This window comes from Chitinibacter tainanensis DSM 15459, assembly GCF_000429785.1.
GTDB classification, from domain to species: Bacteria; Pseudomonadota; Gammaproteobacteria; order Burkholderiales; family Chitinibacteraceae; genus Chitinibacter; species Chitinibacter tainanensis.
On the sequence record NZ_AUCN01000009.1, the window covers coordinates 76809 to 92433 of the forward strand.

Sequence of the window (15625 nt, forward strand, 5' to 3'; positions counted from 1 at the left end):
CGCCCGCCCACGGCACAATACGCTTACCAGTTGAGTTTGATTATCATTTCTTGCCCTTGGGTGAGAATTTCAGGAATTCAGTCATGCACACCCGCGCTCCATTCCCGCTTCGCCATCTGGCGGCCGCGATTCCCCTCACTTTGGCCCTGCACGCCCACGCGAACGAAACCAGCACCCAGCTGGCCACGGTAGAAGTCACCGCCAGCACGCCGACGCAGGATGACACCTTGCAGCGGCAAACCCTGCTGGATCAGCAAGCCCAGAATCTCAGCGATGTGTTTCAGTCAGATGCCGAGATCAATATCGGCGGCGGTGGTAACCCGATTGCCCAGAAAATGTATATCCGCAGCATGGAAGAATCGCTGCTGAATCTGAGCGTGGATGGCGCACAGATTAACAGCAAGGTATATCACCACCAGACGGCGCTGATTCTTGATCCCCAGCTGATCAAGCAAGTGGAAGTCGAAAAAGGCACGGCCGCAGCCAGCGCGGGGCCTGGCGCATTGGGTGGGGCGATTCGTTATCAAACTGTGTCGGCGCGCGATCTCTTGCGCCCCGGTCAAACCATCGGCGGTAGCGTCACCGGCAGCGTCTTTAGCAATGATGGCTGGCGCAGCAGCGCCAATGTGTATGGCCAGGCCGGTAATCTGGATGCACTGCTTGCCGCCACCACCATGCGCACCGATGACTATCAGGCCGGCAATGGGCAAACGATTGCCAATTCGGGCACCGAGCAGGCCAATTATCTGGCCAAAGTGGGGCTGCAGCTCACACCACAGCAGCGCCTGAGCGCCAGTTTTCAGCGCAGTAGCGACGAAGGCGTGCGCACCGCGCGGGCCAATATGGTTGGTTTTGCTCATCCGGTCTTGCCGAACGATCCGATCCCGCAAAGTCTGGCTCGCGATACGGCCACGCTCAATTACAGTGGCCAGCAGTTAGGCTGGATCGACGCCGCCAATGCCACGCTGTATCGCTCCGAAGTCGAGAGCGAGCGCACCAATAAAAAAGGCCGTAGCTGGGGCGAAAGCCTGACCACGCAAGGCGCTGATCTGATGCTCAAGCAAGCGCTGGGCGAGCATCTGCTCAAATACGGGCTGAACTGGCGCGAAGAAAAATCCGCCGCCAATCGCATTGCCAATCCGTATGGCCTCACCGGTACGGGGCGCGAATCGATGCGCGTATGGGGTGGTTTTGTGGAAGGCGAGGCGAATTGGGCCAGCCTGACGTTCACCGCCGGCCTGCGCTACGACGATTACAGCTACACCGATAACCACCGCCAAAACTACACCAGCGACGGCGTAAGCCCAAGTGCTGGCGTGCGCTGGCAAGCCACCGATGCGCTGCAGCTGCGCGCCGGTTATGCCAAGGCCTTGCGCGGGGTGGGGCTGAAAGAAGCCTTTATGCTCGATATTGCCCAGTGGAAAAACCTGCCCAAAATCGAGGCCGAAAGCGCGCATAACACCGAGCTGGGCTTTAGCTATCAGCAAGGTGGCCTAAGCCTGGCCGGGAATGTGTATCGCCAGATTATTGATGACTACATCACCACCTTTAGCTGCGCCAACGCCAAAGGCGGTTGCCGCGGCAATCTGGGCCGCGCCACCATCGATGGCTATGAGCTCAGCGCGCAATACCAGCTGCGTGATTGGCAATTTGGCCTCAGTGTGGCCGATAGCCGCCCCGAGCTGGATGGCCGCAAATTTAACGATGCAGATCTGGGCCTCGGTACCAGCACCGGCCGCACCTGGGTGAGCAAAGTGGGCTACCGCCTGCCGGCGCAGCGACTCGAGCTGGGCTGGATGGGCCGCTATGTCGAGGCGCTGGATTACCTGCCGGTGGGCGGTAAGGCCGAGCAAACCAAGGCTGGCTACGGTGTGCACGATCTCTATCTCACGTGGCGGCCACTGGCGAAAGACACGCTGCGCCTGAATCTGACCGTGAAAAACCTGTTCGACAAGCATTACTACGATCAGGCCACTTATGCCTACAACGGCTGGCAAGGCAAGGTGCTGGGCTATCCAGAGCCGGGCCGCGATGTGCGGCTGGAAGCCAGCTGGCAATTCTAACGATTTTTTAAGTTTGCTTGCGCCACCGGCCTGCCCGGTGGCGCTGGCGTTTTGCTAAAGGAATACAAGATGTCGGAGTGCAAGATGTTGAAGTGGAAGATCTCGCTGTTTCGCCCCGCCGTGCTGGCGGGTTGTCTGTTAAGTAGCCTCAGTGTGGGCACCTGGGCCGCCAGTGTGACCGATCTGGCCGGGCGCACGGTGGAAATCCCGGCCAAGATCGAGCGGATTATCGTCGGTGAAGGCCGCATGCTGCCGAGTTTGGCGATTTTAGATCGCGAGCTGCCCGCGCAGCGCGTGGTGGGCATGCTGGGCGATTTCGAGCAGCTCGACCCGGGCAGCTACGCCCAATACCGGCAGGTGTATCCCAAGCTCGATCAGATCGAGCGCCTGGGGCGCTCCAGCCAAAGCTTTAGCGTGGAAGAGGCCATTGCCCTGCAGCCGCAGTTGGCGATCTTTAGCCTGCGCGGCCACGGCCCTGATGTGAAAGACACCGCTACTTTGCAGCGGCTAAGCAAGGCCGGCGTGACGGTAGTGTATGTGGATTTCACCAAAGATCCACTCAAAAACACCGAGGCCAGCATCAGGGTATTGGGCCAGGTGCTCGGTAAACAAAAGGCTGCGGAGCAATACCTCGAGTTTTATCGCAGCGAAATGGCCAAAGTGAGCGCGGGCCTGGCTAAGGTGAAACGCAAAACACCGATGTTCCTGGAAAGCCGCGTCGGGCTGGGAAATAGCTGCTGCGAAACGCTCACGCACGGCATGCTTGGCACCTTTGTCAGCGCTGCAGGGGGCGCCAATATCGCCGACCCGCTGGTGCCGGGCGCACACGGCACGGTTAGCCTGGAATTTTTGCTGCAAAGCCAGCCCGAAGTGTATATCGGCACCGGCATCGGCAACCCGATTACCGCCCGTGATCGCAATAGCCCCCGCATTGCGCTGGGCGCCGGCATTGATCGCGCTACCGCGCAGGCCAGCTTGCGCCATGCGCTCACGCGCCCGGGCTTTGCCCAGCTCAAAGCCGTGCAAACAGGCCGCGCGTATGCGATTTCGCATCACTTTAATTACAGCGCCGCCAATGTCGTGGCGGTGCAAGTGCTGGCCAAATGGCTGTATCCGGCCGAATTTGCCCAGCTGAACCCGCAGGCCACCTTGCAAACCTTCTTCCAGCGCTTCCAGCCAGTGCCACTGGCCGGCACCTACTGGATTGAGGCCGGCCAATGAAGGCCGAAACTGCCCAAATCGCTGCGGCCGCCTCCAGTACGGGGGCCGGGGTGGGGGAATTAGCCCGCCTGTATCGGCGGCAAAATCACTGGCGCTGGCTCTGCCTGCTGGGGCTGGGCGCGGCTTTGCTGCTCAGTTTGGCGGCCGATCTGGCCACCGGCAGCGCGCGCTATCCGCTGGCCACCGTGCTGGCGGGGCTGTTTGACCCTAGCGGGCTGGATGCCAGCTTGCGCGTGGTGATTTTTGATGTGCGCCTACCTTATGCGCTGATGGCGCTGGTGGTGGGCGGCGCGCTGGGCTTGGGGGGCGCGCAGCTGCAAACCGTGCTGAATAACCCGCTGGCCAGCCCGTTTACGCTGGGCGTCGCGGCGGCGGCCACCTTGGGCGCCTCGCTGGTGATCGTGTTTGAGCATCATTTGCCGCTGGTGCTGCCGCATGAAATCTTGCTGCCGGTGGGGGCCTTTGTGTTGGCGCTGGGCTCCACCGGACTGATCTTGCTGCTCAGCCGTGCGCATGGCGGCGGCAGCGATACGCTGGTGCTGTTTGGGATTGCGCTGTTGTTCGCGCTGGAAGCCTTGGTGTGGCTGCTGCAATTTCTGGCCGATGCCAATGCGCTGGAGCAGATTGTGTTCTGGTCGATGGGCAATCTGGGCCGCGCCACGCTCACCCATGTGCTGATTGTGGCGGTAGCGCTGCTGTTGGGGCTGATTAGCGCGATGCGCCGGGCCTGGGCGCTAACGCTGCTGTGCAGCGGCCCGCTGCAGGCGGCGAGCCTGGGGGTGCAGGTGGATAAGCTCAGCTGGCGGGTGCTGTTGGAGGTGAGTCTGCTCACCGCCGTGGCGCTGGCTTTTGTGGGCACCATTGGCTTTGTGGGGCTGGTGGGGCCGCACATTGCTCGCCTCTTGGTCGGTGAGCAGCATCGCTACTTTTTGCCCGCCAGTGTGCTGTGTGGCGCGCTGATGCTGTCGCTGGCGTCGCTGGCCAGCAAGGCGCTGGTGCCGGGCTTGGTGATCCCGATCGGCATCGTTACCGCGCTGGTCGGGGTGCCGGTATTGATTGCGCTGATTTTGCGGCGGAGGGCCTAGGGTATGAGTCTGCAGATCAATGATTTACAGGTGATCCGGGGGCATACCCGCACTATTGATGGTTTGGATCTGGCGCCCTTGCCGGCCGGTAGTGTTACCGCGCTGATCGGCCCCAATGGCGCGGGCAAATCCACGCTGATTCACGCCATTGCCGGCCTCTTGCCCGCGCGCGGGCAGCTGAGCCTGCATGGCCAGCCGCTGGCCACGCTGAGCCCGGTGGCGCGCAGCCGGCTGGTGGGCTTATTGCCGCAAACCCTGCCGCAAGCGGCGGGGCTGACGGTGTATGAGTTGCTGCTGGGCGGTTTGCTCACCGGCGGCCTCAGCCGCGCCGAGGCCGAAGCGCGCATCGAGCATTATCTGGCCAGCTTGCAGCTCACCCCGCTGGCCATGCGGCCACTGGCTACTTTGTCGGGTGGGCAACGGCAAATGGTGGCGCTGGCGCAATTGCTGGCGCGTCAGCCGGCGTTGCTATTGCTGGATGAGCCCAATAGCGCGCTGGATTTGCACTGGCAGCTGGCGTTGGTGGAGGCGATCCGCAACGACGCCCGCGAGCGCGGCAGCATTGCGCTCTTGGCGCTGCATGATCTGAATCTGGCGCTGCGCTGCTGCGAGCGGCTGATTGTGCTGGATGGCGGCCAGTGTGTGGCCGATGGCCCGCCGCTCTCGGTGCTGAGCCCCGCGCTGCTGGCGCAGGTGTATGGCATTCATGGCCGGGTGGAAGCTTGCTCGCAAGGCCGGCCGATTTTTGTGCTCGACCAATTGGTTCGCGCCTAACTAAAGGATAAATACCCCATGACTGTAATTACCTCTAGCCAAGTTAATACCGAGCTTGGCAAGCAATACCTCTTTAAACTCTGTAAACATTTCGCCCGCAAGATCCCGGTGGAGTTTAGCGAAACAGAGGGCGTAGCCCAATTTGGCCAGCCCGAGCGCCCGCTGGGGCAGGTGGAATTTAACGCCGACGCCGAGCACCTGCGCTTTACCGTGCGCGCCACCGATGAAGCCGCCGCCCGCCAGTTGCAAGCGGTGGTGGAAAGCCACCTGCAACTGATGCGCAAAGCCGAAAACCCGGCGCTGGATTGGCAGCCCGTGGCGGCGTAAAGCGTGTAGCCGCGGGGCTTACCAACTCAGCGGCAGGCCCTTGATGGTGTCCAGTAGCTGTTGTGCCACTTGCTGATGATCGGCGAGGTTGGGGTGCCATTGGCAGGCGGTGAGTTGCATCGGGTCGAGGTCGAGGTAGTGCAGGCGGGTATTGCCCGCCGCTTGCTCGGCCGCGAGCACGGCTTGCACGTTCGGGCGTTGCTGGTCATCGGGCCAGAGTTTCATCGCCAGCATAATGATCTGCGGCTGGCCGTAGCGGCTGTTGAGCTCTTTGATCAGCTGGCGATAGGCGGCTTGAAAATCGGTGGCGCGTTGGGCAGTGCTGCGCTTTTCACCCGGGTTGACCGGGGTAGAAAAATCGTTAATCCCCAGCCCAATCACCACCAGCTGCGGTTTCCAGCCGGTTTCGGCTGGGCTGCCCGGCGTGCTGCCAGGCTCGGTGTGCAGGCGGCGGGCGTAGAAGGTGCGAAAATCCCGATCGGGCAGATTGCCATTCCAGTTGCGAATCAGCCCCATGCCCGACATGGCATTGGTTTGCCATTGTGCGTTCAGGCTGCGGGCAACTTTGACTGCAAAGCCTTGGGTAATGTCAGTGCCCGCGGCGATGGCGCTGTCGGGGCAATCGCGGCGGGTGGTGAGATTGGCTAGCGCAGCGGTGAATGAGTCACCAATAAATTCGATTTGCCGGCTGGGCGCCGCCGGTGCTGGCAGCCATTGGCCTTGCTCCAGCGTAAAGCCATACACCTGGCCGACGTATTCGGGCGTTTCATTGCGGCGTATCAGCGCCACCGTGTGCTCGCCGGCGGGTAAATCGCGCAGCCATACCGTGCGTTTACCGCGAGCGGGCTCGATTTGCAGCTTGGGCTGGCCGTCGATTTCCAGTACGTAATAGCTCGATTCGTCTTTTAGCACCACGCCCACTGCGCTGCCTTTAAAGCGCGCACTCAGCGTCACACCGGGCCAGGTGGTTTGATAGGCATCGCCGCTTTTTTGCCAGCGGCCGGCGAGGGTATAGCTGGGGGTGTCAGGATTCGTTGGCGTCGCGGCTGGGGCCGCCTGAGTATGCAGGGCCAGGCTGCTGAGCGCGGCCAGCGCGAGGGCGCGAGTGGGGTGCATGGGTCATCCTCCTTGGTATTGTGCGTCGATTGTACGGCGCGGGAGGGGGCGCGTCCTTGTCGGAATCTGGCTTGGGATTTGTCCGAATCTTGCCTTGGCGATTTGGCGGCGTGCGACGAGTGACGCTTGGCAAATCTCTAAAGGGGTATATGCGTGTAGGCTTTGTCAGGAAAAGCTTGTGGGGTAATACCCAAATGAGTATGCCCCGGCGGGGCCGGGGCATCAGCGGTGATTAGCGCCAAGGGGCGAATCAGAATAAATCAAATACCAGCACTTCGGCTTGCTGCCCGTGTTGCAAGCTCAGCTGTGCTTCCTGCGTGAGCATGGCCGCATCGCCGGCCTGCAAGACCACGCCATTCACTTCCAGCTGGCCGCGCGCCACGTGTACATACTGCTTGCGCCCGGCGGGTAGCGCTTGCACCAGCGCTTCATCGCCATCAAATAGGCCTACATACAGGCGTACATCCTGATGAATCAGTACCGAGCCTTGTTCGGCATCGGGGCTGGCCACCAGCCGCAGCTGGCCGCGTTTTTCCGCCTCGGCAAAGATCTTTTCCTCGTATGAAGGGGCAATGCCTTTCACGCCCGGCATAATCCAGATCTGCAGCAGATGCGTCTCTTCGCTCTGGCTGGGGTTGAATTCACTGTGGCGCACGCCCGTGCCGGCGCTCATGCGCTGCACATTGCCCGGGCGGATAATCGAGCCATTGCCCATGCTATCGCGGTGCTCAATCGCCCCGGCCAGCACATAGGTAATGATCTCCATATCCTGATGCGGGTGCATACCAAAGCCCATGCCGGGGGCGATGCGGTCATCGTTGATCACCCGCAAAGCGCCAAAATGCATATGCGCCGGATCATAGTATTCGGCAAACGAGAAGCTGAAGTGTGAATCCAGCCAGCCGTGGTTGGCATGGCCGCGTTCGTCCGCTTTGCGTAGGGTAATCATCGTGAGCTCCTTCAATTCATTTGAATGGTGTATGCCATAATAAGCTTGCCCTTGGGCCATTGATAGCCAAAAGATCTGCCCAAATCATTCAAAAAATCGGAATAAGCCCCATGCTGCGTTTAAGTCTGGAAGCCCTCGAAATTCTCGACGCGATTGCCCGCCGTGGCAGCTTTGCCGCCGCCGCCGAGGAAGTCCACCGTGTGCCCTCCGCCGTTACCTATATGGTGCGCAAGCTGGAAGACGATATGGGCGTGCAGATTTTTGATCGCAGCGGCCATCGCGCCCAGCTCACCGCCGCCGGGCAAGAGCTGCTGAACGAAGGGCGGCATTTGCTGCGCGCCGCCAATGAGCTGGAATGCCGGATCAAACGTGTGGCTACCGGCTGGGAAACCGAGCTGGGCATTGCTGTGGATACCATTATTCCGCTGGAGCTGCTGTACCCGCTGCTGCGCGAGTTTGATGCGCTGCAATCGGGCACCCGCATCCGGTTTTTGCATGAAGCACTGGGCGGCACTTGGGAAGCGCTGCTGGATCGGCGCGCCGATATTGTGATTGGCGCCATCGCGCAAGGGCCGGCGGGTGGCGGGTATTCCACCCATGTGCTGGGCGATTTTCGCTCGGTCTTTGTGATTTCGCCGCAGCATCCGCTGGCCGAGAGCCCAGAGCCGCTGGCCCCGCAAACCATTATGCAACACCGCGCGGTGGTGATACCCGATAGCGCCCGCCAGCTCACCAAGCATTCCTTCAATATTTTATCCGGGCAGGAAATGCTGCACGTGCCCGATATGCGGCAAAAAACCCTTGCCCAAGTCGCCGCGCTGGGCTGTGGCTATTTACCGCTGGCCTGGGCCAAACCGTATCTCGCCAGCGGTGAGCTCATCACCAAAGCCGTAGCCGAAGTACAGCCGCATGTGCGGCTCTGCCATGCTTGGCGCAGCCAGGACGCCGGCCAAGCGCTGAAATGGTGGGTTGATGCACTCACTAGCGATCAGACAATTCGCCAATGGTTGCAGGCGGGCTGATGGCTTCGTCGGTTCAAGGTTACCAGCAGGCCATGCCCTAATTATTCGTGCAGACTATCCGCCGCCACATACACCCAGGCTTCACCACTGGTGCTCAGTGCTGCGGCGACGCGGCGGTAGGCGTCGACTTCGTAGCGGTCGGCGTGGGCGAGCTCGGCGTCGCTGATCTCAAATACGGTGCCACTCACTTGGGCGGCGGGGTCGCCGGTGTAGCGCAAAATCGGGTGGTGAGTCTTGCCGCTGGTGCGGACAACTTCTGGATCATCAATCGCCACCATAGTCTGGCTGTAGCCCACAATCGCGCTGGCTTGGCCGCTGAGTATTCGGCCAAAGGTGGCCAGTTGCACATTCTCTTGCTGCAAAGTGCCATAGGAAAACAGTCGGGGCATATTGGGCTCACTCTTGGTAGGGTGAGGCCAATTTAGCTTTGGCCGTAGGAAGCGACAAGTGACAGTCGGCAGGGGTACAGTTTTGGTAGGGGTATAAGCAAAGAGCCATTGCATGGCAATGGCTCTGGGGTAATACATGTGGGGGTATATCGGGCGCTGTTTAGTGTGATGGGTGGCTGACCGAGTGCAGTAGTTTGTCGGTGTAGGCCAGCGCCGCGGCGGAAATCAGGAAGGCCAGATGGATAATCACCTGCCATTTCATTTGTGATTCGGGCAGCTGGCCGGCATTGATAAAGGTTTGCAGCAGGTGAATCGACGAAATACTGATAATCGCCATGCTGAGTTTAACTTTCAGTACGGTGGCGTTCACATGATCGAGCCACTCGGGCTGATCGGGGTGGCGATCGATACGCAGACGGGAAACGAACGTCTCGTAGCCGCCGACGGTGACCATCAGCAGCAGATTGGCAATCATCACCACATCAATCAGGCCCAGCACGGCCAACATAATCTGGGTTTCGCTCAGCGAGCCGAGATTGAGCATCATGCTGGTGAGGCCGGCCAGAAATTTGTAGGCATACACCCCTTGCACCACGATCAGGCCCAGATAGATCGGCAATTGCAGCCAGCGGCTACCAAAAATAATTTTGCCCAGCAGCGGGGTGGCTTGATTGGTTTCTTGTTCTTGCATGCAAGGCGTCCTCGTGATTCTGATTGCGGCCCGTATTGTCGCCTTTGGCGGCGGCTGGCGGCAAGCGCAGGCAGAAAAAAACCCCTGCCTTAGCAGGGGTCAGGCTGCGGACAAAATGGGGGAACAATCTATTTCAAGTCTCGGCCAAGCCGAGCCTAGGAAATAAAGGCGTTTAATCTGCAGCCTTGATGTTCTATTCCCACCCCTCCCGGCCCCTCCTTGAGGGGCGCCTCGCTTCGCGAGTGGGGTTTGTCAGCAATCTGAACCCCTGCCGTAGCAGGGGTTGTAGGGAGAGGCAGCTTATTTGCTGGCTTCAACCTGAATGCGCAGTGTGACTTCATCACCCACGGCTGGCACATAGGCTTTCATGCCAAAGTCGCTGCGTTTGATGGTGGCCACCGCATCTGCACCGCAAGCTGGTTTTTTGCTCATTGGGTGTGGCGCGCATTTGAAATTAGTGACGTTCAGAGTCAGTGGCTTGGTCACGCCCAGCAGGGTGAAATCACCGCTCACGCTCACCAGTTTGTCGCCTTCAAATTTGAAGTTATTGCTTTTGAAGGTCATGGCTGGGAATTTGCTCACGTTGAAGAAATCTTCGCCCTTCAAGTGGTTGTCACGCGCTTCCCAACCGGTGCGCAGGCTAGCGGCATCAATGCTGATGTCGGCGCTGCCAGTTTTTTTTGCGGTATCCAGGGTGATGGTACCGCTGGTTTTTTCGAAATTGCCGCGCTGGGTTGAGTAGCCCAGGTGGTTGATTTCAAAGCTGGCATAGGTGTGTGATGGGTCGATTTTATAGGTATCGGCCGCTTGTGCACCAATAGCTGCTACCGACAGTACAGACGCCAAAATCAGTTGTTTCATGAGTAATACTCCTAGTGGGTATGGGTTGAAATGCTTTTATTTGCCTGCTTTACCGGTCAATACCAGCTTGTATTTCACGGTGACTTCGTTTGCTACCGTGCCGGTGTCGGCCCAGGCGCCATCACCGAGTTTGTAATTCAGTCGCAGCAGCGGCACATTGCCTTCCAGTACCAATTCAGCGCCTTGCTGTTTGGCGGTCATCTGGCCGACCACTTCTTTGGTAATGCCTTTGATGTTTAAAGTGCCTTTGGTTTCAAATTTGCCTCCGCCCAGCGCTTTGACGCTGGTGGCGGTAAAAGTGGCTTTCGGGTTGGCTGCCACATCAAACCAGGCTTTCTTTTTCGCCTCGGCATTGCCATCCGGGCCGCCGACGTCAATGCTATTGAGGTCAACGATAATCTGCGCTTTGGCCGCTTCCGGTTTGGCCGGGTCAAAATCCACCGTGGCGGTGTAAGCCTTAAACAGGCCTTCGGTGGGCGTGTTCATCTGGCTAAAGGTAAAGCCTAGGCGGCTTTTGGCCTGTACCAAGGTTTGTGCGGCGTGGGCGCCGAGAGTGGTCATCAGCAGGGTGGCTAACAGGGTAGCGCGTACAAGCATGGGTTTTCTCCAGTGGGGCTGGGGTATGCCAGCCAATCAAGTTAAATCCGGTCGCTGAGTCTGGCCGAATTGAGTCTAAATCTCGTTTAAAGTTCAGTTTCTAGCCATGGGCCAGCTCACACTGCCTGCACCTTGCAGGCATGGTGAGGTTTATTTCCGACGCAGGAAGGGCAACATCCGCGCCAAAGTGCCGTCTTTCTCGATCACGTGGTGCTTGATAGCGCCTGCGGCATGCAGGCCGATCAGCACCAGTAAACCGTTGGCCAGTAATTCGTGGATCTCCCGCAGGGTGTGGCCTAGTTCTTCATTTTTGCCCACCAGATCGGGCAATTGCACTACGCCAAACAGCAACACTGGGTAGCCTTTGGCTGAGCTAAGCATCCAGCCTAGCAGCGGAATCGACGCCATCAATAGATACAGCAGGTGATGCACGCCGATGGCGATCTTGCGTTGCAGCGGGTCGGTGGCTGGATCAATCTCGGGTGCACCGTGCACCAGTTTCACGATCAGACGCACCACAAATAGCGCCAGTACGGTAATACCCACCCATTTATGCCAGGCAATCAGCTGTAATTTCAGCTTGAAGGTATCGGGCGCCAGCGGGGTATTGCCAAATTGCCAGATCAGAATAAATGCGGCCAGAATCAGGGCCGCCACCAGCCAGTGCAGGCCGATTTGCAGCGCGCTGTATTGGGCGGGAGCAGGTTTTTTCATGACACGTCCTTGTTCAGTTATTCTGAATACGCATTGCATCATAGTGGGCGTGCTAAGTGATTGATAGCGAAATTACTTGTATTGACTATTCAAAAAAATTGAACGTCTTTTGTGCCTCTACAGGATGTACTGTATTTGTCCGCCCAGTGCACAGTGAAAACCAGTAGAATTACGCCCGGATGAAACATCTAGCCTTGGGGAGAAAGATGGAAGATATAGAAAAATTCATCGGCGGTTTCCGCCGCTTCCAGCATAAGTACTTTGGCGAACACCAGACCTTATTTGATGAGCTAAAGCAGGGCCAAAACCCAAAGACACTGCTGATCGGTTGCTCTGATTCGCGGGTCGATCCGGCGCTGTTGATGGATTGTGATCCGGGCGATCTATTTGTGGTGCGCAATGTGGCCAATCTGGTGCCACCGTATGAAGTTGATGGCGCCTTTCACGGGGTGTCGTCGGCGATTGAATATGCAGTCGAGCATCTGGAAGTCAGCAAGATTATTATCTTGGGGCATTCGGCCTGCGGCGGGATTCGCGCGCTGATGCAAGAGCCCGAATCGAAAACCGAAGCCAATTTTGTTGGCCGCTGGGTGCAAATCGCCGAGCAGGCGCGCGAACACGTGCGCCGCGAGCTGGCGCATAAAGATGAAGAGCGGCAGATTCGGGCCTGTGAAATGGCGGCGATTATTGTTTCGCTGGATAATCTAATGACGTTCCCGTTTATTGCCAAACGGGTTGAGGCGGGCAAGCTAAGCTTGCTGGGCTGGTACTTCGATATTCAGCAAGGCGCGCTGTTTGATTTCAACCAGGAAACCAATGCTTTTGGTCCGCTGGTAACGTCGTTATCGCCGGCCCTTTGAAGCTGCCCTTTAAAGTAATACCACACAGTAAAAACCTGCCGGAAGGCAGGTTTTTTTGTGCTTATTTTTTACCGAGCCAGCCCTCGATCTTGCCTACGATCTCGGGGTCATCTGGTTCGGTCATCGAGCTAAAAGCGGTCACGGTTTTGCCATCGGGGGCGATCAGGTATTTGTAGAAATTCCATTTCGGCGTAGTGCCCGAGGTTTTGCTGAGCTGCTGATACAGCGGATTGGCGCTTTTGCCCCAGACGCTGGTTTTTTCCATCATCGGAAACTCGACCAGATAGGTGAGTTTACAAAAATCGCCAATTTCCGCGTTGGTTTCTAGTTCTTGCTTAAAGTCATTGGAGGGAAAACCGATCACCAGCAAACCACGACCCTTGTATTGGTCGTAGAGCTTTTCCAGCTTGGTGAACTGTTTGGTAAAACCGCATTTACTGGCCGTATTCACGACCAGAATAGGTTTGCCAGCATAGGCGCACAGATCAAACGGCTGGCCTTGCAGGGTTTTAAATTGGTGATTGAGCAAAGGGCTGCAGGCAGCCCAAGCAGAGCTGGTCATCACACTGAAACTAACAGCAAGCAATAAGCGGCGCATCGGTTATTCTCCATGGCTGTGGCCTAGAGATTAAACATCTTCCGCAGCTGGCTGGCAACGCCATGTTGTTCATTGCTGCCGATCACGGGCAGGTTCGGATGGGCGGCTTTGAGTTTGGGGCTGGCATTCGCCATCACAAAGCCCTGGCCGGCGACGGCCAGCATTTCGATATCGTTTTGCCCATCGCCAAAAGCGCAGCAATGTTCGGCATCAATGCCTAGGCGGGCCAGTACGGCGGTGAGGGCGTGGCCTTTGGATACAGTCGGGGCCATGACTTCGAGGCAATCATGCGCCGAAAAGGTGATATACACCTCATCGCCGTAGCGGGCCAGAATGCGGCTTTCGATCTTGGTGAGCGCCTGATGTTCGCCAATGTAGAGAATCTTGGCGATGCCTTCGCCGCTGTGCGCCGCCAGATTGCAGACCTGATAGCCAAAGCCCGAATCTTTGTAATACACCCCAACCAGCTCTTCACACTCGCGCTCAACCAGCCAGCCCTCATCCACGTAGGCATTGAGCAAAGAGCCACTGGAGACATCGGGCTGCATCAACGCGCGCGCCAGCTCAGGTTCGATGTTTTCGGCATAAATTTCACGATCTTCCGGATCGTGCACCCGCGCGCCATTTGAGGTGATCAAATGGGCCGGTACGCCCAGCGCAGCGCGAATGCCGCGCACATCGAGAAAATGGCGGCCAGTAGCAATCGTAATGGCGTAACCCTGTGCGGCCAGCGTTTGCAGGGTCTCGGCGGTAAAGGCATCCACTTTGTGCTCTTTGTCGAGCAAAGTGCCATCAAGATCACTTACTATCATCGTCCGCATTGCCAGCTCCGTCGGTGGGGAAATCAAGCCGTTATTTTACGCTAGGCCATGGGGGCTTGGCCTTCGTAATAATGCCAATCGGGTTTTGCTGTATAGACCGGTAAGCTGCCGGCCGCAGAGCCGCTGCGGTTTCACGGTACAATGCCGCGTAACAAGGAGTGGTAAATGCAACGATGTGATGTGGTGGTTTTGGGGGCCGGGGCGGCCGGAATGATGTGTGCAGCAACGGCTGGGCAGCGTGGGCGCAGTGTGGTGCTGATCGATCATAGCCTCAAGCTGGCCGAAAAAATCCGCATCTCGGGTGGTGGGCGCTGTAATTTTACCAATCTCAATATCAGCCCTGAATGCTATCTCTCGAATAACCCGCATTTTGTGAAATCGGCGCTGAAGCAATTTACCCAGCATGATTTCATCGCACTGATGTACAAACACGGGCTGAGTTTTCAAGAGAAAACCCTAGGTCAGCTTTTTTGTGATCAGCACTCGCAAGGGGTGATTGATTTACTGAAAGCCGAAGTCGATGCCGGTGGTGCCCAGTGGCGGCAGGGGAGCCGGATTGTGGCTGTGGCAGCGCATCCTGACGGTGGTTTTGTAGTGCAGACAGAGCACGATGGCCAGCCAGAAAGCTGGCAGTGCGAATCCCTCGTCGTGGCGACCGGTGGCTTATCGATCCCGCAGATTGGCGCTACCCCGATTGGCTACGAAATTGCCAAGCAGTTTGGTCTGCGCATCGTGCCGCAGGCGGCTGCGCTGGTGCCGCTGACTTTTCAGGCCGAAGATTTATGGACCGAGCTGGCTGGCGTGGCGATTGAAGACGCGATTGTGGCGTGCGGCCGACAGCAGTTTCGCGAGGCGATTTTGTTTACGCATAAAGGCGTCTCCGGCCCGGCGATTTTGCAAATTTCCAGCTATTGGCAGCCGGGCGAGAGCCTGGTGATTGATCTCTTGCCGAGTGTGCAGTTGGCCGATATTTGGCCGACGGCCAATCGCGAGGCTTTGCTGAGTACGATCTTGGCCGAATGGCTGCCGAAGCGTTTCTTGCAGGTATGGCTTCAAAGGCATGGTGAAATAAAGCCTCTAAAGCAATACTCACCCAAGGTATTGCAGCAAATCGCTGATGATCTGCACCGCTGGGAAGTCAAACCCTCAGGTACACAAGGCTATAAAAAAGCCGAGGTGACGCGGGGTGGGGTGGATACTGATGAGCTGCAATCCAAAACCATGATGGCGCGCCAAGTGCCGGGCTTATTTTTCATTGGCGAGGTGGTGGATGTAACCGGCTGGCTGGGCGGATACAATTTTCAGTGGGCCTGGTCATCAGGATATGTTGCAGGACTGCACGTTTAGGTCTAAATTAATACTACGGCAACAAAAGAGGAGTTCGTGGTTTTCCGCAAGGACGTTATTGTTGACTGCAGTACTTACAGAGGAGATGAATTTGCAGATCTGTAATCGCAGTTTAGGTAGCTCGCCTCTAGGCAAATCCTGATCATCCGTGATCTCGTTCTACCGGCAACGGCCCGCAGGCTGACATGAT

General features: G+C 57.9%; 17 protein-coding genes. 8 read left to right on the forward strand and 9 right to left on the reverse strand.

The window, feature by feature from the left end; genetic code table 11:
- Window positions 1-83 precede the first annotated feature (83 nt).
- The 5 genes from G482_RS0101425 to G482_RS0101445 all read left to right on the forward strand — a co-directional run bounded on the left by G482_RS0101425 (window position 84) and on the right by G482_RS0101445 (window position 5470).
- The gene (locus G482_RS0101425) at window positions 84-2063 is read left to right on the forward strand and encodes a TonB-dependent receptor domain-containing protein (protein ID WP_028448518.1); all 1980 of its coding nucleotides are present in this window, start codon (window positions 84-86) and stop codon (window positions 2061-2063) included.
- A gap of 84 nt (window positions 2064-2147) precedes the next feature.
- Window positions 2148-3284, forward strand: a complete 1137-nt coding sequence (locus G482_RS0101430) for an ABC transporter substrate-binding protein (protein ID WP_034618591.1) — start codon at window positions 2148-2150, stop codon at window positions 3282-3284.
- Entirely contained in the window at window positions 3281-4369 is a 1089-nt protein-coding gene (locus G482_RS0101435; protein ID WP_028448520.1) for a FecCD family ABC transporter permease, read from the forward strand. Before G482_RS0101430 ends, G482_RS0101435 begins: the two co-directional genes overlap by 4 nt.
- A gap of 3 nt (window positions 4370-4372) precedes the next feature.
- Window positions 4373-5143, forward strand: a complete 771-nt coding sequence (locus G482_RS0101440; protein ID WP_028448521.1) for an ABC transporter ATP-binding protein — start codon at window positions 4373-4375, stop codon at window positions 5141-5143.
- 18 nt (window positions 5144-5161) lie between these two features.
- Window positions 5162-5470 carry a DUF2218 domain-containing protein gene (locus G482_RS0101445; RefSeq protein WP_028448522.1) on the forward strand — a complete coding sequence of 103 codons (309 nt, stop codon included), beginning with the start codon at window positions 5162-5164 and terminating at the stop codon, window positions 5468-5470.
- A gap of 18 nt (window positions 5471-5488) precedes the next feature.
- Here the strand turns inward: G482_RS0101445 and G482_RS16890 are convergent, their stop codons facing one another.
- Together G482_RS16890 and G482_RS0101455 are read right to left on the reverse strand one after the other, a co-directional pair.
- On the reverse strand, window positions 5489-6586 hold the full coding sequence (locus tag G482_RS16890; RefSeq protein ID WP_051258644.1) for an SGNH/GDSL hydrolase family protein: 1098 nt from the start codon (window positions 6584-6586) through the stop codon (window positions 5489-5491).
- Window positions 6587-6836: 250 nt separating this feature from the next.
- Entirely contained in the window at window positions 6837-7535 is a 699-nt protein-coding gene (locus G482_RS0101455; protein ID WP_028448523.1) for a pirin family protein, read from the reverse strand.
- Window positions 7536-7645: 110 nt separating this feature from the next.
- Here G482_RS0101455 and G482_RS0101460 point away from each other — a divergent pair, with 110 nt between their 5' ends.
- Window positions 7646-8557, forward strand: coding sequence for a LysR family transcriptional regulator (locus G482_RS0101460; RefSeq protein ID WP_028448524.1), 912 nt, complete (start codon window positions 7646-7648; stop codon window positions 8555-8557).
- A 41-nt stretch (window positions 8558-8598) separates the two neighbouring features.
- Here G482_RS0101460 and G482_RS0101465 read toward each other — a convergent pair whose 3' ends face one another.
- The 5 genes from G482_RS0101465 to G482_RS0101490 all read right to left on the reverse strand — a co-directional run bounded on the left by G482_RS0101465 (window position 8599) and on the right by G482_RS0101490 (window position 11809).
- Window positions 8599-8946 carry a gamma-glutamylcyclotransferase family protein gene (locus G482_RS0101465; RefSeq protein ID WP_028448525.1) on the reverse strand — a complete coding sequence of 116 codons (348 nt, stop codon included), beginning with the start codon at window positions 8944-8946 and terminating at the stop codon, window positions 8599-8601.
- A gap of 160 nt (window positions 8947-9106) precedes the next feature.
- A complete protein-coding gene (locus G482_RS0101470; protein WP_028448526.1) occupies window positions 9107-9637 on the reverse strand; it encodes a TIGR00645 family protein in 531 nt (176 codons plus the stop codon).
- Window positions 9638-9937: 300 nt separating this feature from the next.
- On the reverse strand, window positions 9938-10498 hold the full coding sequence (locus G482_RS0101480; protein ID WP_028448527.1) for a YceI family protein: 561 nt from the start codon (window positions 10496-10498) through the stop codon (window positions 9938-9940).
- Between the two features lie 36 nt (window positions 10499-10534).
- Complete coding sequence (locus tag G482_RS0101485) at window positions 10535-11095, reverse strand: YceI family protein (RefSeq protein ID WP_028448528.1); 561 nt, start codon at window positions 11093-11095, stop codon at window positions 10535-10537.
- A gap of 150 nt (window positions 11096-11245) precedes the next feature.
- Window positions 11246-11809, reverse strand: coding sequence for a cytochrome b (locus G482_RS0101490; RefSeq protein ID WP_028448529.1), 564 nt, complete (start codon window positions 11807-11809; stop codon window positions 11246-11248).
- A 206-nt stretch (window positions 11810-12015) separates the two neighbouring features.
- Here G482_RS0101490 and G482_RS0101495 point away from each other — a divergent pair, with 206 nt between their 5' ends.
- Window positions 12016-12669: a carbonic anhydrase gene (locus G482_RS0101495; RefSeq protein ID WP_028448530.1), complete on the forward strand. Its 654-nt coding sequence runs from the start codon at window positions 12016-12018 to the stop codon at window positions 12667-12669.
- Between the two features lie 61 nt (window positions 12670-12730).
- On the opposite strand, the gene G482_RS0101500 is transcribed toward G482_RS0101495, so the two are convergent.
- Together G482_RS0101500 and G482_RS0101505 are read right to left on the reverse strand one after the other, a co-directional pair.
- A complete protein-coding gene (locus G482_RS0101500; protein ID WP_028448531.1) occupies window positions 12731-13267 on the reverse strand; it encodes a glutathione peroxidase in 537 nt (178 codons plus the stop codon).
- Window positions 13268-13290: 23 nt separating this feature from the next.
- Window positions 13291-14088, reverse strand: coding sequence for a Cof-type HAD-IIB family hydrolase (locus G482_RS0101505; RefSeq protein ID WP_028448532.1), 798 nt, complete (start codon window positions 14086-14088; stop codon window positions 13291-13293).
- 165 nt (window positions 14089-14253) lie between these two features.
- Between G482_RS0101505 and G482_RS0101510 the strand changes: the two genes are divergently transcribed.
- A complete protein-coding gene (locus tag G482_RS0101510) occupies window positions 14254-15435 on the forward strand; it encodes a BaiN/RdsA family NAD(P)/FAD-dependent oxidoreductase (protein ID WP_034618594.1) in 1182 nt (393 codons plus the stop codon).
- The last annotated feature ends 190 nt before the right edge of the window (window positions 15436-15625 follow it).